Annotated in this window: 19 protein-coding genes and 1 riboswitch; of the genes, 9 read left to right on the forward strand and 10 right to left on the reverse strand. The window is 59.0% G+C overall.

Annotated elements, in window-relative coordinates:
- Positions 1 to 70: 70 nt before the first annotated feature.
- From SBC1_RS30560 to SBC1_RS30580, 5 genes are all read left to right on the forward strand, one after another.
- The gene (locus SBC1_RS30560; RefSeq protein ID WP_165103900.1) at positions 71 to 1372 is read left to right on the forward strand and encodes an MFS transporter; all 1302 of its coding nucleotides are present in this window, start codon (positions 71 to 73) and stop codon (positions 1370 to 1372) included.
- A gap of 174 nt (positions 1373 to 1546) precedes the next feature.
- The gene (locus tag SBC1_RS30565) at positions 1547 to 2701 is read left to right on the forward strand and encodes an iron-containing alcohol dehydrogenase (RefSeq protein WP_165103903.1); all 1155 of its coding nucleotides are present in this window, start codon (positions 1547 to 1549) and stop codon (positions 2699 to 2701) included.
- Between the two features lie 235 nt (positions 2702 to 2936).
- Positions 2937 to 3521: a class I SAM-dependent methyltransferase gene (locus SBC1_RS30570; RefSeq protein WP_165103906.1), complete on the forward strand. Its 585-nt coding sequence runs from the start codon at positions 2937 to 2939 to the stop codon at positions 3519 to 3521.
- Between the two features lie 159 nt (positions 3522 to 3680).
- Positions 3681 to 4091, forward strand: a complete 411-nt coding sequence (locus tag SBC1_RS30575) for a cupin domain-containing protein (protein ID WP_165104896.1) — start codon at positions 3681 to 3683, stop codon at positions 4089 to 4091.
- A 211-nt stretch (positions 4092 to 4302) separates the two neighbouring features.
- A complete protein-coding gene (locus SBC1_RS30580; RefSeq protein WP_243830324.1) occupies positions 4303 to 4872 on the forward strand; it encodes a cytochrome c in 570 nt (189 codons plus the stop codon).
- Between the two features lie 533 nt (positions 4873 to 5405).
- Here SBC1_RS30580 and SBC1_RS30585 read toward each other — a convergent pair.
- Complete coding sequence (locus SBC1_RS30585; RefSeq protein WP_165103909.1) at positions 5406 to 6332, reverse strand: LysR family transcriptional regulator; 927 nt, start codon at positions 6330 to 6332, stop codon at positions 5406 to 5408.
- 361 nt (positions 6333 to 6693) lie between these two features.
- On the opposite strand from SBC1_RS30585, the gene SBC1_RS30590 reads away from it, so the two are divergent.
- Both SBC1_RS30590 and SBC1_RS30595 read left to right on the forward strand, forming a co-directional pair.
- The gene (locus SBC1_RS30590) at positions 6694 to 7005 is read left to right on the forward strand and encodes a DUF4148 domain-containing protein (protein WP_165103912.1); all 312 of its coding nucleotides are present in this window, start codon (positions 6694 to 6696) and stop codon (positions 7003 to 7005) included.
- Positions 7006 to 7138: 133 nt separating this feature from the next.
- Entirely contained in the window at positions 7139 to 7993 is an 855-nt protein-coding gene (locus SBC1_RS30595) for an SDR family NAD(P)-dependent oxidoreductase (protein WP_165103915.1), read from the forward strand.
- Between the two features lie 150 nt (positions 7994 to 8143).
- Here the strand turns inward: SBC1_RS30595 and SBC1_RS30600 are convergent, their stop codons facing one another.
- From SBC1_RS30600 to SBC1_RS30610, 3 genes are all read right to left on the reverse strand, one after another.
- Complete coding sequence (locus SBC1_RS30600; RefSeq protein WP_165103918.1) at positions 8144 to 9199, reverse strand: aldo/keto reductase; 1056 nt, start codon at positions 9197 to 9199, stop codon at positions 8144 to 8146.
- A 211-nt stretch (positions 9200 to 9410) separates the two neighbouring features.
- A complete protein-coding gene (locus SBC1_RS30605) occupies positions 9411 to 10775 on the reverse strand; it encodes an MFS transporter (protein WP_165103921.1) in 1365 nt (454 codons plus the stop codon).
- Positions 10776 to 12335, reverse strand: a complete 1560-nt coding sequence (locus tag SBC1_RS30610) for a M81 family metallopeptidase (RefSeq protein ID WP_165103924.1) — start codon at positions 12333 to 12335, stop codon at positions 10776 to 10778.
- Positions 12336 to 12589: 254 nt separating this feature from the next.
- On the opposite strand from SBC1_RS30610, the gene SBC1_RS30615 reads away from it, so the two are divergent.
- The gene (locus SBC1_RS30615) at positions 12590 to 13567 is read left to right on the forward strand and encodes a LysR substrate-binding domain-containing protein (protein ID WP_165103927.1); all 978 of its coding nucleotides are present in this window, start codon (positions 12590 to 12592) and stop codon (positions 13565 to 13567) included.
- A 325-nt stretch (positions 13568 to 13892) separates the two neighbouring features.
- Positions 13893 to 14282 (forward strand): surface-adhesin E family protein, encoded by a 390-nt coding sequence (locus tag SBC1_RS30620; RefSeq protein ID WP_165103930.1) that lies wholly within the window; start codon positions 13893 to 13895, stop codon positions 14280 to 14282.
- 54 nt (positions 14283 to 14336) lie between these two features.
- On the opposite strand, the gene SBC1_RS30625 is transcribed toward SBC1_RS30620, so the two are convergent.
- The 6 genes from SBC1_RS30625 to SBC1_RS30650 form a co-directional block, all read right to left on the reverse strand.
- Positions 14337 to 15182, reverse strand: coding sequence for an IclR family transcriptional regulator (locus SBC1_RS30625; protein ID WP_165103933.1), 846 nt, complete (start codon positions 15180 to 15182; stop codon positions 14337 to 14339).
- A 54-nt stretch (positions 15183 to 15236) separates the two neighbouring features.
- Complete coding sequence (locus SBC1_RS30630) at positions 15237 to 16790, reverse strand: AMP-binding protein (RefSeq protein WP_165103935.1); 1554 nt, start codon at positions 16788 to 16790, stop codon at positions 15237 to 15239.
- A gap of 57 nt (positions 16791 to 16847) precedes the next feature.
- Positions 16848 to 18620, reverse strand: a complete 1773-nt coding sequence (locus SBC1_RS30635; protein WP_165103937.1) for an ABC transporter permease subunit — start codon at positions 18618 to 18620, stop codon at positions 16848 to 16850.
- Positions 18621 to 18628: 8 nt separating this feature from the next.
- Positions 18629 to 19690 carry an ABC transporter ATP-binding protein gene (locus SBC1_RS30640; protein WP_165103940.1) on the reverse strand — a complete coding sequence of 354 codons (1062 nt, stop codon included), beginning with the start codon at positions 19688 to 19690 and terminating at the stop codon, positions 18629 to 18631.
- 11 nt (positions 19691 to 19701) lie between these two features.
- Positions 19702 to 20763, reverse strand: a complete 1062-nt coding sequence (locus tag SBC1_RS30645) for an ABC transporter substrate-binding protein (RefSeq protein WP_165103942.1) — start codon at positions 20761 to 20763, stop codon at positions 19702 to 19704.
- Positions 20764 to 20842: 79 nt separating this feature from the next.
- The gene (locus tag SBC1_RS30650; protein WP_165103945.1) at positions 20843 to 21604 is read right to left on the reverse strand and encodes an enoyl-CoA hydratase/isomerase family protein; all 762 of its coding nucleotides are present in this window, start codon (positions 21602 to 21604) and stop codon (positions 20843 to 20845) included.
- Positions 21605 to 22064: 460 nt separating this feature from the next.
- A riboswitch (Fluoride riboswitch) is annotated at positions 22065 to 22128 on the forward strand.
- The last annotated feature ends 241 nt before the right edge of the window (positions 22129 to 22369 follow it).

Below are 22369 nucleotides of genomic sequence, written 5' to 3' on the forward strand. Positions count from 1 at the left end.
CAATCGAATAGCGCCCGGTAGACCTCAGCGACGAGACCGCTGCGCCTGAGCGAGAGAATCCAGGAGACAAATGATGGATCAGCGTTGGTTTCGCCTACTCCCTGTGATGATGATCACGTTCATCATTGCGTTCATGGACCGTACTAACATCGGCTTCGCCATACCGTTGATGGGTAAGGAGTTGAGCATCACGGCGTCGGTGCTTGGGTTTGCCTCCGGTGTGCTGTTTTTTGGCTATGGCATGTCTCAGACCGTGTCCGGCTGGCTAGCCGATAAAGGGCATGGCCGGATGCTGGTCGCCGTCCTGATGTTGTTCTGGGGCTTGACTGAAATCTCGCAGGGCTTCGTACATAGCGCAACCCAGCTGGTGATCGTACGCTTCGCGATCGGGCTGTTCGAAGGGGGCGTGTTTCCCACTTTCCTGTTGTTCGTCAAGAACTGGTTTGCGCCGTCGGAGCGAGCTCGCGCTAATGGCATCTGGCAACTGTGCTATCCGCTGGCGGCAGTAATTAGTGGTCCTATCGCTGGCTATATTCTGCGTTCAGGCGACTGGCGTTCGTTGTTTATTATCGAAGGTGTTTTTCCGCTTGTCTGGGTGTTTGTCTGGCTTTGGGGCGTGGCAGACTCCCCGCTGCATGCGAAGTGGTTGAGCGAGGCCGATCGTGCGCGCATCGTCGAAAAGATCGAGAACGAAAACAAGTTACGCGCCGAAAGGGAGGCGCCGGGAGTACCCGCCTCATTCGGGTCGCAAATGACGCGTTTGCCCGTCCTGTTGTTCACGGCGTCAATCCTTCTATGGAACGTCGGTTTCCTTGGCTTCGTGATCTGGTTGCCGAGCGTGATCCATCAGCAGCCCGGCTTGTCCCAAACCGAAGTCGGCTGGCTCAGCGCGATTCCTTATGCATGCGCTATTGTCGTCATGCAGATCCTGACCTACTGGTCAGACCGTACGCTTGATCGCCGCCTTTTCTCCGCGCTTCCTCTCGCCGTGTCAGGCGCGGCGCTGGTAATCGGCGGGTTGACCTATGGCAGCAACACGTTCGTCTTCAACATGGGACTTCTGGTGATCGCCGGCGCAACGTTGTATGGCTCGCAACCGGTGCTCTGGTCCATCGCGACAGAAATCCTGCCCGGTCGCGTGACCGGGTCGGTCAGCGGGGCGATCAACGCCGTGGGCGTATTGGGCGCATTCGCCGGGCCGTATCTCGTTGGTTATGTCCGCGCGGTCACGCAATCATTTTCCGCGGGTTTGCTGGTCATGGGCGGTAGCTTGATCGGCACGTGTATCCTGGTGTTGTTAATCAAGGAAGCCGGCCGACCCCGAACGCCCGCCGCCAGTTCTCGTCTTGATCTGACGCAGATCGCCGATTGAACGCAATGTAGCAGCAGTGTCGAGGATCGGCTTCTCGGCTGCATGTTGTGCGTGACACGCGATTGATCTCTACTCGTGCTGAATCTATTCAAGCCGTCCCGTTGAATAACCGCGAATGACGCGACATCATCGAGATCGAGCGGCTGATCCGGCACGCATTCAACAAGAGGTCATATGCAAAACTTTTCCTTCCACAATCCGACCAAGATCATTTTCGGCGAAGGCCAGATCGCCGCGTTGAATTCAGAAATTCCATACGACGCTCGCGTGCTGATTACTTCCGGTGGCGGCAGTATCAAGAGCAATGGCGTGCTCGCACAAGTGCAGGCGGCGCTAGGAGAGCGCGCATGGTTCGTGTTCGGCGGCATCGAGCCGAATCCGACCTACGAGACCTTGATGCAAGCGGTCGCGATGGCACGCGAGAAGAACATCGACTTTCTGCTTGCAGTTGGCGGAGGCTCGGTCATCGACGGTACGAAGTTCATTGCGGCTGCGCTGAAGTTCGACGGCGAACCGTGGGACATTCTGGAAAAGCAGGCGCAGGTGCATGACGCGATGCCGTTTGGAAGCGTGTTGACGCTGCCTGCGACCGGTTCGGAAATGAACAGCGGCGGCGTTATCAGCCACCGTGCGCGAGGCGACAAGCTTGCGTTTAGCAGCGAAGCGACTTATCCGCGTTTTTCAGTGCTCGATCCCACAACGAGCTATTCGTTGCCGCCAAGGCAGATTGCCAACGGGGTAGTGGACGCGTTTGTTCATATCGTGGAGCAGTATCTGACCTATCCGGTTGGTGCAAGCGTGCAGGACCGTTTTGCGGAAGGACTCCTGATCACACTGACAGAGGTTGGCCCGCAAGCACTCGCCGATCCGTTCAACTACGAGGTTCGCGCGAATCTCATGTGGGCCGCCACCATGGCGCTTAACGGTTTGATCGGTGCCGGCGTGCCCCAGGATTGGGCGACGCATATGCTTGGCCACGAAATTACCGCGCTGCACGGACTGGATCACGCTCAGACACTCGCCATTGTCCTACCGGCGATGCTGCGCGTGCGTCGCGACGAGAAGCGTGTAAAGTTGCTGCAATACGCGGAGCGTGTCTGGAACATTACGCGAGGCAGCGAGGACGATCGTATTGCCGGGGCAATCACTGCGACCCGCGTGTTCTTCGAGCGCTTGAGTGTCGGCACCCGCTTGCGCGACTACGATATCGGCGGCTCTTCCATCAGCACGCTCGTGGCGAAGCTTGAAGAGCACGGCATGACGGCGCTGGGCGAGCGCGGCGGCGTGACGCCCGAGGTGGCTCGCCAGGTGTATCAAATGGCCGTGTAACGAAGACCTTTCCGGGGCTAACAGTTTCGAATTGACCATTACCGGGACCTATGCCGGGACGCACCGAGATCCGCCATGAAGCAGCGAATGAACCACCTCGGGTTTTCTGCGTCCGATAAGGTAGACGGCCAAAGAGGGGCTGTTCTGCCCTCTGAAAGCATGTCTGACTGCGCCGTTGGCTGAGGGCATACGAGTCCTTTCCGGCGAACCATCCAGACTCGACACGAATCGATCCATGACATACGGCACTTCGAACTCTGACTTCCTGCACTTCTTCCGTTCATGGCTTTCCAACCCGCTGAGCGTTTCAGCAGTTGTTCCATCGGGAGAAGCACTGGGTCGGCTTATTACTCAGAACATTGATCCGTGTGATAGCCCCGTCCTCGAGCTTGGCCCCGGAACCGGGGTGTTTACAAAAGCGCTGTTGGGTCGAGGCCTGAGCGAGACTGAACTTACTCTGATTGAAAGCAGCCCAGATTTTGCTCGGCTGCTGCGCCGTCGATTCCCGCAATCCCGGGTGCTTTTGGCTGATGCATCGCGGCTTTCGACGCTCGATCTGTTTCCACCTGCTTCGATTGGCGCGGTGGTCAGCGGTCTGCCGTTACTGTCCATGTCGCGGCGAAGAGTGATTTCTGTCCTTCGTGGCGCCTTTCGCTATATCCGCCCTGACGGGGCATTCTATCAATTTACCTACGGATTTCGTTGTCCCGTGCCGCATGCAATCCTCGCTCGTCTGGGGTTGAAAGCTACCCGCGTAGGGCAGACCGTTCGGAATCTGCCACCCGCTGTGGTCTATAGGATCACCAGAAGGGGGCCGTAGGTTGACAGGACGAAAACGGCCATGATGGCTGTTGCGTGAAACCGTGAAATATTCGGCGCGAGAAACGCTTGCGATGCTTGGAAAGTTGCGTCCAAGTGGAAACATCCGCAGCGACAAGAGCGGTAATTCAACGTGGAGATGAATACAAAGGAGTATGAAGTGTTCAATTTTTTTGACGTGAACGACATCATCAAGACGTTTCCCGACGAGGCAGTTAGCACGATTGTAGACACCTATCTCACCGACGAGCCTTCAGCTAGCTCGCGAATCTTTCGCGTCTACTATCCAATACCTCGCCACTACCATGAGACCTGCGAGGAGCATCTCTATCTCCTGACGGGCAAAGTAAAATTTGCGATCGAAGACGAAGATCCTCGCGTGCTCACGGCCGGTCAGCTAGTCACGTTTGAACGGAACACCGTGCATGCAATTACCGAGATTCTGGAGTCTCCCGCCGTATTTTTTACGGTTGATGCACCCCGGCGCGTGCCGTCCGACGTTGTGTACGTTAATCCGGAGGATGCAAAGATACGTCCTTTCGTTACGCACCTAAACGATCCCGGTCAATAAGTCGGTCACAAGGATTGCGGCATGATTCCGGTGCCGTGCCGTGCCGTGCCGTGTTGATCCAAGCTCGCTTGAGTGACGGGAAATATAGTTAGTAATGCAGATATTTTTATAGATGCAGGATACCATCGGATAACAAAATGGTAATGTTCTTGACCGTGTGGCGCAATGTGGAGATCGCATACTAAAGCCAACTTTCACTGCGGTTCGACGGATGAACAACATGAGCGTATCGACGAAAAGATCCCTTTCAGGACGTGGCAAAGCGGGCCTGTTGCTGGCAGGAGCCGCTGTTGCGATCATTGCCGGGGGACTGGCGTTCATGGAGTCGGGCATTTACGACGTTTCCGTGTCGTCGGGACATAACCCCTTGGTTGCGCGGGTTCTGCATGAGACGTATATGCAATCCCTGCATCGGCACGCTCAAAATATAGTCGTTCCAGCCGACCTGGTTAGCGCAGAAAATGTTCGGGCAGGAGCCCGTCTTTACAACTCAACCTGCGTGTATTGCCACGGAGCGCCGGGTCGAGAGCTTAGCTCGATTGGACAGGGAATCCTGCCTCTTGCTCCGCCATTGCTCGACGCCCATCGCCGGAATAATCCGAAGCTAATGTTCTGGGTCATCAAGAACGGCGTCAAGATGACCGGCATGCCTTCATTCGGAAAGACGCAGAGTGATCAGTCGATGTGGCAACTCGCGGCGTTCCTGTCAAAAGGACGGGGGATATCTGCTCAAGACTACGATGCCTTGATGTTCAAAAATAACGCCGCGTTAACGAAATGATGAACGGAGATCGAATATCCGTCGGATTTCTGAATGAGTCAGGTCTTTGAGAAAACCTTAACGCTGCCTTATCTACATTGAAATTTGGCTACATTGAAATTCGGTCGTCAAAACGCATCTTGCTGACATACTATGAACGCTCGTATCGCACTACCTGTTCTGACGCTAGTCACCGTGTTGTTCAGTTTTCCGCCTGTCCAATGCGAGGCTGCAGGCATGTCGGTATCCAACAGTATTGCCCAGTTATCCGAGCCAGAACCAACGACTGCCGACGGTACCCTTGCGAGCAGCAATGACCTTATGCATGGAAACGGCCGGTCGGCCGATAAAAGCGGCGTGGATCAAGCAACTCATCCGCAGCTGAAGCCCGGCTATCCCTGTCAGAATTTTCACGTCAGGGAACCGACTTGTCCAGCAAGGTGACAGATGGTCTGCAGCGCGCGGCAACAGCACTCTAACGCTGGGCCAACGCGGGTGAGAGCGCGCAGATGCAGGGAACGTTCAGCTTGTCCTGAGTTGCAAGAGAAAATCATCTAGTTCTCATACTGCACCGCTACGCCGTTCTTTGAAATCAACAGGTCCAGGAAGGTCTTGGTGATTCGATCGGATGGTTGTCCGTTATGTCCCTTGAACGCGACGACGAGCTCCCAGCAAGGCGCGGCACTGTCAGATAGTTTTGCCACTGCAATTGGGCTTGCACGCGCGTCCTTTGCGCGCGCGCGTGCGATTGATTCGGGCACGAGCGCTATGCCCAGGCCCTGAGCGACCAGATCGAGCAACGTCGATACGTCATTCACCTCAAAAGCGGTTGTGCGAGCGCCAGGGAGAGCGGCAAAGCCCCGGTCCAGCAGACGTCTCATTCCCCAGTCGGGCTTGAGATCGACGAAGGTTTCGTCCAGCAGACCCAACATGTTGGTCGCAGGCCCATCAGCTAATGGATGCCTCGGCGAACAGACCACTACAACATCCTCGCAGGCCAGCATTCTTGTCACCATCCCGGCACCGGTTTCTCCGGGTTGGGTAAATACGAGATCGAGCCGCCCCTCGTTCACTTCATCAAGCAAAGGCGTCGCACCATCCAGCAGTAGCTGGACATCGATACCGGGAAATCGGTCGCGAAATCGCCCTAGAGAGGCCGGCAAGTCGACGAACGGCGCCAGGCTCTGAATCGAGCCGATGCGCAACTGTCCACGGGCGAGGCCGTGCACCTGGGTGACTGCCAGGCGCGCTTCGCGGGCCGCTGCCAGCACCCGAGCCGCTTCCTTCAACAGAACCTTGCCCGCGGGCGTCAAATCAACGCGACGCGTGCTACGAACGAGCAATGGACCGCCGAGCTCTTCTTCAAGCATGCGGATTGTTTGCGAAAGGCCGGACTGCACAATGTTCAGCCGTCGTGCCGCCCTGGTGAAGTGACGTTCTTCGGCTACGGCAATAAAACACTCAAGCTGCTTTAGATCCATTTACTTGTCCTGGATGTGCCGAGTTCGTGCTGCGGGTCAACTGCAGCGATCCAGCTTCAGTTGGCTGATGATGTCAGCCGCGTCAGGAGCGCGTGTCCGGATCGGCACTTTCTTTACTGAGGAAGACGTATCGTAGCTCTGACGTACGTCAGGTTAGATCAATGCCGTGCTGAGCGGACTGCAGGATCGGCACCGCGCATACATTGTACGCGGCGTGCCGGGCGGCAGCACACGCACCAGCTCGGATAACAAATTTGTAATGGGAAAGTTGGCGTGAGGTCATGGTCGGATACGCACAATGCGAATCAGGTGCTGCTCGTGGTGAGCGACACCATCTCACCGACATTGAAAGGCAGCCATCATGAAATCACTCATCTGCGCGGTATTCGCCGCTGCTGTTCTCGCCGCTCCCTCGCTCTCATTTGCACAAGTGAGCAACGCACCGGTCACGCGTGCAGAAGTCAAAGCCGAACTTGTGCAGCTCGAACAGGCAGGCTATAACCCGGCACGCAACGACCTGAATTACCCAGCCGATATTCAAGCCGCCGAAGCGCGCGTTCATACGTCATCGACTGCTGACACGTCCTACGGTGGTGTATCCGAAGGGAGCGCATTCGGATCAAAAGCACCCGTAGCCGAGCTTCAGAGTCAGACGCTGTACGCGCATCATTGATGACTGCTCCGACAGCGAGGCGCCCTGTTCGGAAGGCGACCGTGGTGCAGGCTTTGAAGAATTGTTGCGAAGTGGAAGATCAGAGATAATCAACGGGGTAGGGTGCCAAGTACTCGCCTAGGAGGGGTCATTGATGACTCACTTTGCTTTCACTGCTGGATCGGTCGCCGTTGTCACGGGCGGTGCTGCCGGTATCGGCCTCGCCGCTGCCAAGCGATTCGCGCAACTCGGACTTCGCGTTTGCATCGCGGATCTGGGTGCGGACAGACTCGCGCGAGCAGCACAGGAAGTCGCCATCCTGACGGCTCATGGAGCGGACGATGTCATGGCCGTTGAGACGGATGTCAGCCGTGTCGAGGACCTACGTCGACTTGAGGCAGCGGTTCAGGATCGCTTCGGCGGGACAGATATCCTCATGAACAACGCCGGGATTCAACCTGGCAGCGCAATCTTCGGTCCGGCCGCTAACTGGGAACGGGTGCTTGACGTCAACCTGTGGGGAGCCATCCGTGGCACTCAGGCTTTCGTCCCTTCAATGATCGCGCGCGGCCGCCCGGGTCTGGTTATCAACACCGGCTCCAAGCAAGGTATCACTACGCCGCCCGGTGACCCGGCTTATAACGTTTCCAAAGCCGGCCTTAAGGCGTTCACCGAAGCGCTGCAGCATGAACTGCGCAACACGCCGGATTGCCAGCTAAGCGCTCATTTGCTGATCCCGGGTTTTGTATTCACGAACCTTACCGCTCAGGGGCGCGCGGAGAAGCCGGCCGGCGCCTGGACCCCTGAGCAAACGGTCGATTTCATGATGGAACGCTTGGGTGCCGGCGACTTCTACATTCTCTGCCCCGACAACGATGTACCGCGCTCCCTCGACGAGCGACGCATCCTGTGGGCAGCGGGAGACATTGTCGAGAACCGTCCGCCGCTGTCGCGCTGGCATCCGGATTACAAGCAAGCGTTCGAAGCGTTCAGCCGGAAAGCCGACTGACCTGCCGGCAGATAGTCAGTCTGCTGCGCACTTGGTTCAGGGTGGTGTTCGGTGTCCTCAGCATCGAAAGATCGCTCGTCTTGGGCGCTCTCCCTAGCAGAGCGCCCGATTACGACAGAACTGTTTTTCAGTGTGACCGGCAGGATCGGCCTATGCCTTCAGATGCGGTCCCAGTAACGACAGGTCCGGGACTCCAAGGCGATCGTGTGCGGTCTGCACCTGGTGCCAGTACGGGTAGAGCAGGGGCGGCGCGCTTACCTTGTCGAGCCGCTCGCGCTGTTCGGCGGTCAACGCGAGATTCGCCGCGCCGAGGTTGTCACGCAGTTGCGTCTCGTTGCGTCCGCCGATGATCACCGAGGCAACGGCAGGGCGGCCGAGCGTCCATGCAAGCGCTACCTGTGCGGCCGAGACTTGGTGCTCGCCGGCAATCTCGACGAGTACGTCGACGATCGACCACAGCCGTTGCTCGTCGCGGATTGGCGGCTCGGTCCAGCCTGCGAGCTGGCGTGTGCCTTCGGGCGTCGCGTCGCGGCGATGCTTGCCTGACAGCAGGCCGCCTGCGAGCGGACTCCAGACCAGAATGCCGAGTCCCTGATCGAGCGCGATCGGCGCGAGCTCATATTCTGCTTCGCGTGCTTCGAGCGTGTAGTGGATCTGCTGGCTCACAAAGCGCGGCAGACGATCTCGTTCGCTCACGTGCAGCGCTTTCATCAGGTGCCAACCCGAGTAGTTCGAGCAGCCGATGTAACGGATCTTGCCGTGCCGGACCAATAGGTCGAGCGCTTCCAGCGTCTCTTCAAGTGGCGTGAGCCCATCCCATTGATGAACCTGGTAGAGGTCAATTACATCGGTCTTGAGGCGGCGCAGGCTCGCCTCGCAAGCCTGGATCAAATGATGCCGCGACAGGCCCCGGTCATTCGGGCCGTCGCCCATTGGAAAGCGTGCCTTGGTGGCAATCAGCACACCGCCCTTGCGTTTTCCGCCAAGCGCCTCGCCGACAATTTCCTCCGACGCGCCATTCGAATAGACGTCCGCCGTATCGATCAGGTTGACGCCCGCGTCGATGCACATGTCAATCTGCCGACGCGCATCGTCGAGGCCGACTTCGCCGACGCTCGCAAATTTGCCCTTGCCGCCCATCGTCATGGTGCCGAGCGTAATGGTCGACACCTTGAGGCCAGAACGACCGAGTTGACGATATTCCATGATGAAGCAATCTCCTATGAATGTTGCACAGGGTTCAGGACCCCGCGCACGATTATTTCGCATCCACCCGCGCGGGAAAATCTTGCCTGTTCCCTCCGTTGACGCGCCCAACCGTTCGACGATATAGGAGATTCACTTACCATTCCAATGGGAATATCTGCTTAGATTAAGCAGTTTTTATGCTTAACGGTGTTTCAAGGAACTCCTCTGATCAGATCACCGATCTTGAGACGCGCTGTTCCGGGAGCTCAGTGGGTCTCACCGATGGCGGCGCGGCGCGGCTCGTGCGCTCGATGAGCACGACCATGGTTGCGGACATGCACATCAGCGCGGCGACGCCGAGCATAGGGACGCGATACGACCCGGTCACATCATGTAGCCACCCGGTCGCATAAGGCCCGAGGAAACCGGCGAGCGTGCCAATCGTATTGATGAGTCCGATCCCGGCCGCCGCCGCTGCATTGCTGAGATAGCGCGGAGGCAACTGCCAGAACGACGCATGCGGTGTATAGACGCCCACGGCGCCGAGCGTAAAGGCGGCCATCACCTCGTACGGCGAGGACAGGAAGAGCGCCGCGGCGAACGACAAACCACCCACCGCGGTAGGAATCGCGACGTGCCACGCGCTGACAGCGGTACGCCGTGCATACTGTCCCCACAACAGGATGGTCAACGCCGACACCGAGAATGGAATCGCGGTGATCAGTCCGATCTGGAGGACCGAATAGTTCACCGCGAACGTCCGTGAAAACTCGGCGACGATCTGTGGCATGAAGAACGACAGCGCGACGACGCCAATATTAATGCCGAAGTAGATCAGCCCAAAGGCAAGAACGCGCCGATCCAGCAACGCACTCCACGCGCTTTGCGGCGACACCCGCCGCGCCTCCTGCTGCTCCACTGCAAGCGCCTGATTCAGTTCAGCGCGCTCGTCCGCAGTCAACCAGGAGGCATCGTCTGGCCGATTTTTCATCAGGATGAAGGTGGCGACGCCTAACGCAATCGCCGGCAGTCCTTCAATGAAGAACATCGAGCGCCAGCCGGGCCACCCGAAAATATGCACATGCTCCATGACGAAGGTTGAAATCGGCGCGCCGAGCATGTTCGACAGCGGGATCGCGATAAAGAGCAGTGACATCAGCCACACCCGTTCCTGCCGCGGCAGCCAGAACGTGACGTACAGCACCATCCCCGGAAAGAAACCCGATTCGGCGATACCGAGAAGAAAGCGCAGCACGTACAGCGTGTGCGCGCTGTTCACGAATGCGGTCAGCGACGCAATGATTCCCCATGTGACGAGAATACGGGTCATCCAAAGCCGCGCGCCGAACCGGGCCAGCATCAGGTTGCTCGGCACGGCAACGAGAATGTAGCCCGCGTAGAAGAGGCCGGCCGCGAACCCGAACTGCGAGACCGACATGCCGAGTTCGTGATTCATGGTCAATGCCGCGTAACCGACATTCGCCCGGTCCATCTGGTTCACGACATAGAGCAGGATCAGCAGGGGTGCCAGGTGCCAAATGACTTTCCGGGCGGTCTGGGGTCTGATTCGTGCGGCATTCAAGGTATCGTTCATTTAAGTACTCGCGTGGCTGTTGGGCTGGACCGCACGGACTGTCGTGCTCCACGTTGCAATGTCGTCCAGCGGTACCACCGGTCTCGGTAATTTCTTGAAGTCGAAACGCGCGAGAATCGGCGAGGTCAGGCCCGGCGCATCGACGCTCACGATTTGTTCGTCAGCAAAGAACTCGTCGAACGCAGCCCTGAAATGTCCGCGTGACTTCAACACCACGACGCGCACGCTGGCGATATCAATGCCGAACATCTCGAAGAACATTGGCTCGTGACACTGGTGCCGCTTGCTGATGACGATGACCGTCACACCTCCGACTTGAAGCGCAACCGACGGACCGAGGTCGAAGCTGCACCCGGCCAGTTGTCCGCGGCGGCCGATACCTTTGCCGGTATGCAGCCGCAACACCCGGGCGGGCACGTCGAACCGTTCTGAATGAACGGTGGTTTCGGCCCGGTTGAACCGCGCATTGAACGTTCCGCCGGTACCGGCCAGGTAGGCGTCCGACACCAGTTCCGGGTCCGTGACGACGCCGAGGATCGCACCGCGCACGTCCTGTTCGTGGAGTGCTTTCAGAATAAACGGCGTGTTGCCGCGCCCGCCGCCGCCAGGGTTGTCGGCTACGTCAGCGAGTAGCACGGGGGCTCGCGACGTATCGTCGCCTGTTGCTTTCGCGAGGTTGACGGCATCGTTGAGTGGCGTCAGCCGCGGCGTGAATGCGGCACGCTCCTGCCACGCGTACGACGCAAGCTCGTTCGCAATCCGGGCGGCGAGCGGCGCGTCTGCCCGCGTGGTGACCAGTACCGTCAGCCCGTTCTTCGGCGTGTCCGCAAATGCGAATCCACCGGCAATCGAGACGTTCACAATGCGCGGATCATCGAGCGCTTCGGCGCGTCGGATCATTTCAGCATACGGTCCTGTGCCGGGGGCTGTCAGCAACTGTGTCGGCGGTGCACAGACGGGCATTCGCACATGGGCGACGGACGTGCGCATACCGTCCAGCAGTTCGATGGCGATCCGCGCCGCCTCGGCACCTCGCTCGGCCATATCCGTGTGAGGATTGCGACGGTACGACACGAGCGCGTTGACTGCGTCGACCATCCGGTCCGACACGTTCGCATGCAAGTCGATGGTGGCGACGATCGGTACCGCCGGCCCGACGATGCGTCGTACCAGCGTGAACACCGCGCCGTCGGGATCGTCTTCTTCTGTCGTGATCGCTGCGCCATGCTCACAGATGTAGACGGCGTCAAGCGGCAACGCGGCGCGCAACCGCTTCTCGAATTCGCGCAGCGTATCGGCGAAAAATGCGTGCTCGACTGGTCCGCCAGACTCCGCGTTCGCGAACAGGATGGGTACCGGTGTCCAGGCTTGGAGCGCGTCCATCGTTCGAACGAACGCCGGGATTTCCGGCGTCATAACAGGTGCCGCGCTTCTCGCGTCAACCAGGAGCGCGGCGTCTTGCAGATACGCACGCGATACGAAATCGGCGCGCGTCGAAACCGGTGCAAACCGGTTCGACTCGATCGCGAAGCCAAGAATGGCAATGCGCGGGTTTTTCATCAATTGCTCCTTATCGGCCGGTGTCATCAGCCGGCATTCGGCGCTGACATTCCCGGCGGGTCATCGAAAGGCAATCGCATTTCCATGCGCGGCATCATGGCGTACCGTGCATGGACGCGAACATCGGCACTTGAGCTCGCACGCGGTGAAAAGAGTATTGGCCGTCAAATAGCCGCGGGGGTTAACATCTTCTTATTGCTTCGTTAACACGCAACTTAACGCGCAGCTTAATTACGTCGATGATGACGTCGACAATGATCTCGACTGAAGACCTGCACTTTTTCATTACGCTGACGGCTGCCGCTTCGCTCGCGGACGCCGCGCGCAAGCTCGATGTCACGCCGCCTGCTGTCACGCAGCGCTTGCATCTCCTGGAAAAGCGGCTGGGCATGCGCTTGATCGACCGGTCGGGCCGGCGCATGGTGCTGACCGATGAGGGCGAACTGCTCGCGGTGCACGCGCGCAGGATCTGCGATGACATCGGCAATCTGTCGGACACGCTGGCGTCGCGACGCGGGACGGTGGCGGGGCATCTTCGAGTGATTGCGCCGCTCGGATTCGGGCAGCGGTACATCGCACCCGTCATCGCCAAATTTCGCAGCCTCTATCCGGAAGTGACCGCAAGCCTGATGCTATCGGATCGCCCCACGCACCTTTCGGATGACACCTGGGACCTGATGGTTCATATTGGCGAGCTACGCGATTCCACGCTAGTCAGCCGGCGCCTTGCGCCGAACCGGCGCATCCTGTGCGCGGCGCCGCGCTATCTCGCGTTGCGAGGCGAACCACGTCACCCGGATGAACTGCGTGTGCACGACTGCATCGCGCTACGCGAAAACGATGAAGACGTGACGATGTGGCGCTTCATGCCGATGCAGCACGGCACACCGGCGAATGTCAGGATCGAGCCATGCCTGACGAGCAACGACGGCGGCACCGTACGCGATTGGGCACTTGCCGGGCTCGGGATCATTGCGCGTTCCGAATGGGACGTCGCCGAGCATCTGCACGCGGGCCGTCTTGTCCCGCTACTCGATGGGTGGCAATTGCCGGATGCCGATATCGTCGCACTGATCAGCTCGCGACATGGACGCTCATTGCGCGCGACGCGCTTTCTCGACCATCTGCACTCGTCGTTATCGCAACTGCTGTGGCCGCCGTCCGTCGCAGGCGAACCAGCAGAGCGCGGCCGTGCTGAGCACAGACGTAAGCCAGGGCCAGATGCCGGCTAGTCGAATGCTGTTGCGCCGCCTACATGACCGACAGGGCCTGATTGTTCTCGTAACACGCGTTCACGGGGAGCGGATCAATCGTCCGCCAATGTACGTAAACGGCAAGGACACGGGGACCATCTGACGGGCACTCGTCACGCTGCCCGGGCCGTCGCGCAGGGTGGATGCGCTGAAGAATTCGAATCGTTTTATCGCGGTCATCGCGTGTGACGTTCAAACCAGAAGACAAACAGAATCTCGCTCACACACTGCCTGTTACGATATCTGTATCTGGCTTAGATATTTCCCGCCAACCGGCAGGAACTCAAAATTATAAAGATCAAACATGAATAGAATACTTGCGATCGGCGCATTTCTGCTTTTATCGTCGGCTTCGGCGATTGCGTCGGATTGGGTCCAGGTCTTCACGAACCCGGCGGAGGCCATAAGCGTTGATACCGACTCTATTGCTCGCAGTGGCGACAACATCAACGCCTGGACTCGGACGGTCTTGACGGTAGAGACGGACGTGCAGCTCGGACGTCCCGCCAAGGAGGTCAGGACACAATACATTGCGGACTGTCAGGGCAGAACACTCCTCGTGAACGCACTGATGTTTTACGATGCGCAAGGTAATGTCCTCGCTTCTCTGCCGCCGGAGCAAGACGCTCCAGCGGTTGTCGTCCCGGGTACAGCCGGAGAGTTCATATTGCGTGCGGTGTGCAATAAGGGCTGAAGATCAATGTGCGGCCGGCCTGTTCGAATGCGGCTTAAACGGGTTTATCGCACATCATTCGGTTCGCCGTCTTGAAGAGATGGCGGACGCGGTGGAAATCACGAGATCCGCAAAGCGCTGCTCGTCTCGCTCGGCTTGCCAGCGCGGCCGGGCGACCGCGATGTTCACCGCGCCAACTGCACGCCCATGTGAATTGGTAATCGCCGCGGCTGTTGAAATGTCGCTGACGAAGTATTCGTCTTCGGTGTGTGCATATCCCTGCTTGCGGATTTGCGCGATGCGGTCCTTGATCTTGCGGGGCTGATGCACTGTCGAAGGCGTGTACGCAATCAGGTTCGTACGCGCGAGGATATCTTCGACTTCGCCGTCGCTAAGCGTAGCAAGAATGGCAAGGCCCGGAGCCGTGCAATAGGCTGGCAAGCGCGATCCGGTGATCACGTGCGCATTGAATACGTTGCGGCTGACAATGCGAAGCACGAACACAATATCCGTATCGTCGAGCACGGTAAGGTTCGTGGCCTCTTCGGTTTCAGAGCCCAGTTGCTGCAAATAAGGGGTCGCGCGGCTGACTAGTTCGTTAGACGTAAGATAGTGATAGGTGAAGTCGAGCAGCTTTGGCGACAGTTCATACTTCCTGCTTTCCGGATCCTTGAACAAATAGCCAAGCGCCGCTAGCGTGAACGTAAAGCGCTGCGTCGCGCTCAGGTCAAAACCGGTGAGCGATGCAATCTCGGACAGCGACAACTGGCGCTTGCTGCCGTCGAATGCAGTAAGCACTGTCATCGCTTTTTCGACCGACTGAACGTAGAGCGACGAAGCAGTGGGGTCCGCAATGGGCGCACCTTCAGCGTTGACGGCGCTCTTTTTCCGTCCTGGATTCTTGAGAGATGCCTTTGTCACGATAAATATCGGCCAGTTGAATGTTGGCCTGAATTATCGCATACAGATAGACCTTTATCTATTAACGATAACACTGGTCATCTGCGTGCAGTCCCATGCATCTGTAGGATCGCGCGGCAACAAGTGCTTCTTGATGCGCTCGCTGGGTGTTAGTTCGAACTGCGCCACGGCGCGGTAATAGCGCGGCAACTGGAAACTTGCGAGGCGCGGCGCCGCCCATGCCAGCAGAGACTCCCACTCGACAGGGGAATCCTTGAACTGTACATGGAGCAGGATATCCTGCTCGCCAATTTCCGATATCACGCCGATCGCCGCGCTCGCACTGATTGCCGGATGGTTTGCAAAAACGCGCTCTACCTCCCACGCCGAAACATTCTCGCCGCGCACCCGCATGCTGTCCGTGCGACGGCCGACGAAGAATAGATTGCCCGCGGCGTCACGGCGGGCGCTGTCGCCGGTGTAAAGCTTTCCGTTGCGCATGGCCGCGTGCGTTGCAGTCTCGTTTTTCAGGTAAGCCGGGAGGAAGGCTCCTTCCACACGACTCGATAATACGATTTCTCCCGCCTCACTGTCCTTCACCGGCAAGCCCTGCTCGTCGAGCAACTCCAGGTCAATCCATGGCAGGGGCTTGCCGATCGAGCCGGGCGTCCCCGTTGTATTGAGCGTCGCGAAGCTCGAGCATTCGGTCATGCCGTAGCACTCGCGCAGGCGGACTTGCAGCCGCGCCTCAATCGCGTGCCAGGACGACGCAGCCACGCCAGCACCCCAGGCGACGCGGATACTGTGCCGCGCGGGCTGAGCGGCCGCGGGAAGCTGCATGAGGATATCGAGAATGCCGCCGAGATAGTGAAGCTGAGTCGTGCGCGAACGCTCGACCTGCGCCCAGAACTTCGTTGCGGAAAAGCGCGGCACCACATGCAGTTCGACAGCTTCGAGGAATGGCAGCAGAAGCATCTGCGCGCCACCGATATGGCACAGCGGCTCCCAAAGGAGCAACCGGTCTCCCTCGCGCACGTCAGCGACCTGCAGCGCGGCCTCGCTGGCGATGCGCATCATGCGATGCGTGAACACAACCCCCTTGGGCGCCCCGGTCGTACCAGACGTATAGATCACGCAAAGCGGGAGGTGAGGTGCAATCGACAGGGTTTGCACCGGCTGCGCGCTGGCGCCCGGCTCGTACTCCGGCACTTCGACGCGGCTTGCCGTGCCGGGATCGATGTCCGCAACAACACTGTTGAATGCGGGTTCTGACACAAGAAGCTTCGGCTCCGCGTGATGAAGCAGGTACTCGAGTCCGGCGCGGCGTAGCTTGGTATTGACTGGTACCCATACAAGGCCGCTGACGATCAGCGCATAGATCAAGTGAATGTGGGCCGCACTGTTGCCGAGCATCACCGCGACGCGGTCGCCTGCGACGAGGCCGTGCTGCTGAAACCAACCCTGCAGTTGCGCGATGCGCTTCGCGGCTTCGGCATAGGTGATCACACTGTCGTCGAGGTGCAGAAAAGCCGCTTTGGGCGTTCGGTGCAGACCGGCCGCGATCAGCGGCGCGCAGTCCAGCGCGTCGTTCGGATGACGTTGGGGAAAATACTCGGAATAAGCGTGCATGGTTATGTCTTTGGAAAACCGGAAGTCAGCGGGCGTCACGCTTGTGGAGTGTCACGTTTAACGGGTGTCACGTTTCAGATAGGAGGAAAGAAAAACAATCAACGCAATCAGGACAATCAGCGTGGTTGATACAGCCGCGAGCGTCGGCGTGATCGCAAGCTGGATGTCGTCCCACATCTGCTTCGGCAGAGTGCTGTTGATGCCACCGCTTACGAAGATTGCGATAGTCAGGTCATCGAAGGAAACAATAAACGCGAACAGGAATGCCGCCACGAGGCTTGTCGCGAGCAGCGGCAGCAAGATTGTGGTGACACGCCGCAACGGCGACGCTCCCATGACGCGCGCTGCGTCGTCGAGGCGCCAGTCGAACTGCCTGAAACCTGCTGCAAGCGTGACCACCACATAGGGGATTGCCAATACGGTGTGACCCACGACCAGGCCGGTATTCGTGCCGGTCAATCCCAGCCGCGCGAACAGATAAAGCAAACCCACCGCTACCACGATGCGCGGCACGATCAGGGGGGCGACGAGCAACGCGAACATCGGCTTGCTTGCGCGGGACGACATGCGGGTGAGCGCGAGAGTCGCGCCGAAACCAAGCGTAAGGGCAAGCAGCGCGGTTGCAAAGCCGACTTCGAACGAACGGATCAGCGCGCTTTGCCAGACGGGCGAATGCAGGAACGTCGAGAACCACTTGAGGCTGAACAGGGTTGGTGGAAATGCAATGTAGTCGCTGCGAGTGAACGCATACGGAATGATGGACAAGATGGGTGCAACCAGTACGGCTAGCACCATGAAGGTATAGACGCGCAATGGACCCACGCCGGTAACGGCTCGGCCCTCCCTGCGACGAACAAGCGGAGCGGCGAGCCTGCCAAACATGATCAGCATGGCGAGCTTGGCCCCCTGGGCGCGTCCGCCGCGGCGTTTGTCGGGGACATCGCCGGTGAGTGAAGTTAGCCCGACCAGCCGGTCGTAGACAAAGAAAATAATGATCGAGCAGACCAGCAGCACGGTCGACAGCGCGCCAGCAAAGCGCATGTCGAAAAGATCAAGCACTGACGAGATCACGAGCTGCGCGATCATCGTTTGTTTCGGCGAGCCAAGCAGCGCCGGCACAATAAAGAAGCCAAGACTTGTGATGAACACCAGCAAGCCAGCGGCCGCCACGCCCGGCGACGACAGTGGCAGGAAAATCGTGAAGAAGCTGGTGCCGCGATCCGCACCGAGCGTTTCGGCAGCTTGCGCCAGGCGGTCGTCAATACCACGCATGACAGGCAGCATGGTCATCACGGCGAGCGGCAACATGGCGTGGACCATGCCGATCAGCACCCCCGTCAGTGAGGGAATCGTGCCGCTGGTTTCCTTCACAAGCCCGAGCGAAAGGGCGATGGTGGACAGCACGCCCGTTTTCGATAGCAGCAGCATCCACGCGTAGGTCTTGACGATATAGCTGGTCCAGAACGGCAGCATGATCCACAGCAGCCAGCGTTCACGCGAACGGGCGGACAAGCGGCTAAGCAGGTACGCGACCGGATAGCCGAGCAGCACCGAGAAGGCTGCCGTCATGAACGAGATCGAGAAGGTGATCCATAGCACCTTCGCATACACGGGCGTGTGAGCAATCCGCTGGAACTGCCCGAACCCCAAGCTACCGTCCGCGTTGAAAAGCCCACCCTGCAGGATTTCGCCGACAGGAAAAATGAAGAACACCAGCAGGAAAAGCAACGTTGGCAAGATTGGCAGGAAGCGCATGCCGCTCGCCAGCCACGCGAAGCGGCGCTTGCGGGCGGCGTCAGGGGAACGTTGTACATACAGGGCGACGGTCATGGTTATCCTCAGGCTCGCAGTAGCGTGGTGCGGCTCGGGTCCCATACAACACCCACGGTTTCGCCGACACGCGGCATGATGTTGCGCTCGCATCGCACGGTGAAGGATGTGCCGTCTCGCATTGTCAGTTGGACGCGTGAATCGCTGCCAAAAAACACAATGTCGGAGATCGTGCCATCCACAAAGCCGCTCTTGGGTGGCACGAGCCGCGGCGCTTCCGGACGTACCAGCAGGCAATGTTTCGACTCGGCCCCGGCCATGCCCGCTTGCGGCAACGGTATACGACCGCCTGCGCTCAGCAGGATGTCCTCACCATCTGGGCCACGCGCGTCATCAAGTGCCCCCTCAAGCAAGTTTGAATGACCGATGAACTGTGCCGCGAAGCGCGTGGCCGGACGATCATAGAGATCGGCCGGCGTGCCAATCTGTTCAATGCGGGCCTGGTTCATCAGGCAGATGCGATCCGAAAGCGTGAGCGCCTCGTCCTGATCGTGGGTGACATAAACGAAGGTCGCACCAAGCTCCTTGTGCAGCCTGCGGATCTCGGACTGCATATGCTCCCGAAGTTTCTTGTCCAGTGCACCGAGGGGCTCGTCGAGCAGGATGACCGAAGGCCGGTAGGCGAAGCAGCGAGCGAGGGCGATACGCTGTTGTTGTCCGCCGGAAAGTTCTTTCGGATAGCGCTTCGCATAATCAGTCATGCGAACCATCGTGAGCGCGTCGGCTACCGACCGTTTTACTTCATCGCGAGATTGACGACGCATGCGCAGGCCATACGCCACGTTGTCCCACACGCTCATGTGAGGGAAGAGCGCATAACTCTGGAACACCATGCCGATTCCGCGCTTGCCCGGTTCTATATCCGTGACGTCTTTTCCGTCGATTTCGATGCGGCCCGCCGTAGGCGAGACCAGTCCGGAAATCATCTGCAGCAAGGTTGTCTTGCCGGAGCCGGAAGGACCCAGCAGCGTCAGGAATTCGCCTGCCTGAACGCTCAGGTCGGTCGGTGACAGCGCGACGGTTTCACCGTAGTTTTTCGCGATGCCGATAGTGTCGAGTTTTGCGCTCATGACATCGTTCCTCAGGAAATGATCCAGGAGTTGAACCGCTCAGTGACCATCTGGCGATTGTTTTCCCACCATTGAGGGCTAGGCAGGCGCATGTCGCGAACGTTATCCGGTGAGGTAGGTAGTAGTGCTGCACGCTTGGGCGAGATCGAATCGAACGATTTCTTATTGGTCGGTCCATACGCAAGGGTCTCCGTTAGCATGGCCTGGCGCTTCGCGTCGGCGCAAAAACGCACGAACTGCTTTGCCATTTCCGCTCGAGGCGTGCCTTTCGGAATGCCCCAACCTTCAATGGAATAGAGTCCTTGGTTCCAGACGATCTTCACCGGCGCGCCGGCGTCGATGGCAGCCTGCGCACGACCGTTCCACGTTGAGATCATGTCGACGTCGCCGCTCTGGATCGCCTGCATTGCCTGCGCGCCTGAGGTCCACCAAATGCTTACATGAGGCTTGATCTTGTCCAGACTCCTGAAGGCGCGGTCGACGTCAAGCGGGTAAAGTTTGTCGAGCGGTACGCCGTCGGCGAGAAGCGCCTGTTCGAGGGTGTCCAGCGGGCTGCGCCTGAGGCAGCGCCGGCCCGGAAATCGTGCGACGTCCCAGAAGTCCGCCCACGATTTCGGGCCGTTCTGCGCAAACTTGTCCTGCCGATACGCGAGCACGGTTGAATACACGTCGACCCCCAGCCAGTTCGCCGTCACGGCCTCCGGCATCAGATCGGGATAGTCGCTGGCCTTCATCCCGATCGGTTCGAGATAACCCTTCGATTCAAGATACGGAATATCGGCCGAGAGCGTAAGCGTGGTCACGTCCCAGACGTAATTCCTTGTCTGGACCATGGCCGACAACTGCGCGACGGGCTGGGACTCGCGCGCGACACTGATCACCTTGATGCCGGTCGCTTTCTCGAACGGGTCGTAGAAGGCGTTGCGATACGCTGCCGTATAGGGACCACCCGGATCGGAGACAACGATCTGCTTTGACTGGGCGCCGGCCAGCGCCGGCATCAAACCGGCAAGCGCAATTGCGCCCGCACCCTGGAACATGCGCCGTCGGGTCGCATTGAAGTCTTGAGTCATGCCTGGTCTCCCGCACTAGATGAGATGAATAGTCGCGAATAGTCGCGCGCGGCGGCGTCGGCCTCCGCTTCGCCGGGGCTTACTTTGCCCGCTGCTGGAAAAAGACCTCCATCATCCGGGCCGGTTCCCCGGAGTCGTAGGCCTCGCGTTGAATGCGTGCGCCCGATTCAATGGAGTCGCGAAAACCGGCCTCCGTCATCTCGCGGAATCGCTGCTTGTCCAGCCGCATGGCGACGGGCGGCTTGGCCGCGAGTTCGTTGGCAATTTCGAGCGCTTTCGCAAACACTTCCTCCTGGGCAACCAGGTGATGAATGAGTCCAATGCGATAACACTCGTCTGCTTCCATCAGGCGGCCGCTAAGCGTGAGTTCGATCGTGCGTGACATGCCCAGCATGGAATTCATGATCCATGGGCCTGTGGTGCTGGCAATGCCCGCGTTAATTTCCGGCTGCCCCATGCGCACCCCGGGATGTCCCACCCGGATATCGCCGAGCAACGCGACCTGGAACGCCGAACCCGCGGCCGTGCCATTCAGCGCCATCACGAGCGGTTTTTTCAGGCTGCGGAGCACGGTGTAGTAACGCTCCCATTCCTTGACCCACTCCACGGCTCTTGCACCGTCGAAGTCGTGCGCTTCCGACAAGTCCTGGCCCGCCGAGAATGCGCGATCGCCCGCGCCGGTCATGATGATCGCGGCAACGCCGTCGTCGGCATCCAGGTCTTGCAGCGCTTCGATAATCATGTCGCGCATCGCCGTTGTCCACGCGTTCAGGCGAGCCGGACGATTCAGCGTAATGACAGCAACACGGCCATGGTTCGAAACAAGAATGTCGTTGTTCATAAGTTATCTCATAGTGATAAGTGATATCGCAGTTCAATATAACCGCAACAAAATGCCGATGCAAGCGGCATTTCCTGAGGGTTTGCACGATGCCGGTGCTGAGAGTTTGGGATGGGGTCGCGGCACGGGGACGACCTGTAACGCGTCGCAGCATGAGTCAAGCAGAGCAGTCGTGGAGTGCACTTCGGGAGGCTGATGACGTGACGGCAGGAGCCTGAAGTTCGTCGGCGCTTAGTCGCGTTGAGTGGGTTTGCATGGCTTCCTGCTGCAAGGTGAGACCGATTGCGTACGCAGCACTAGCGCGCTTGACCGCATGCTCGTGTAGCAATCATTTAGCTGCGCCTCACCATGCGTGTTCAACCTGGAGGTCGAAAATCGGTCCCGGACCGCGTGAATCGTCTGCTCGAAACACCGACTGGCAAGGGGGTTGTGCCTGCATCTTGCGAGGCGTAGACTTTAAATTGACGTCGGAGATGGCATTCCTCCGCAACCGCCCGCAACGGGCTGATGATGCCTACAGGCCTGGGTATGGCACTGTGGGCGCGCGTCCAACGGTTTCACTTGCCTTAAAACATGCGCCTTAGTTAGTTCGGCGCACGATCCCAGTTTCCATCACCGTCCGGTCAGTCTCTCCGCGTTTCTGCGTTGATCGCGGAGCGTTGCCCTGCGCGCAAGGAAGCATGATGGGGCAGCTATCTCTCGGATATCGGCCTACGGGTCTCTCTTACGACATTCGACTCAATCCGGGCGTAGGGACTGTCCTGT

Source organism: Caballeronia sp. SBC1 (genome assembly GCF_011493005.1).
Taxonomy (GTDB): domain Bacteria; phylum Pseudomonadota; class Gammaproteobacteria; order Burkholderiales; family Burkholderiaceae; genus Caballeronia.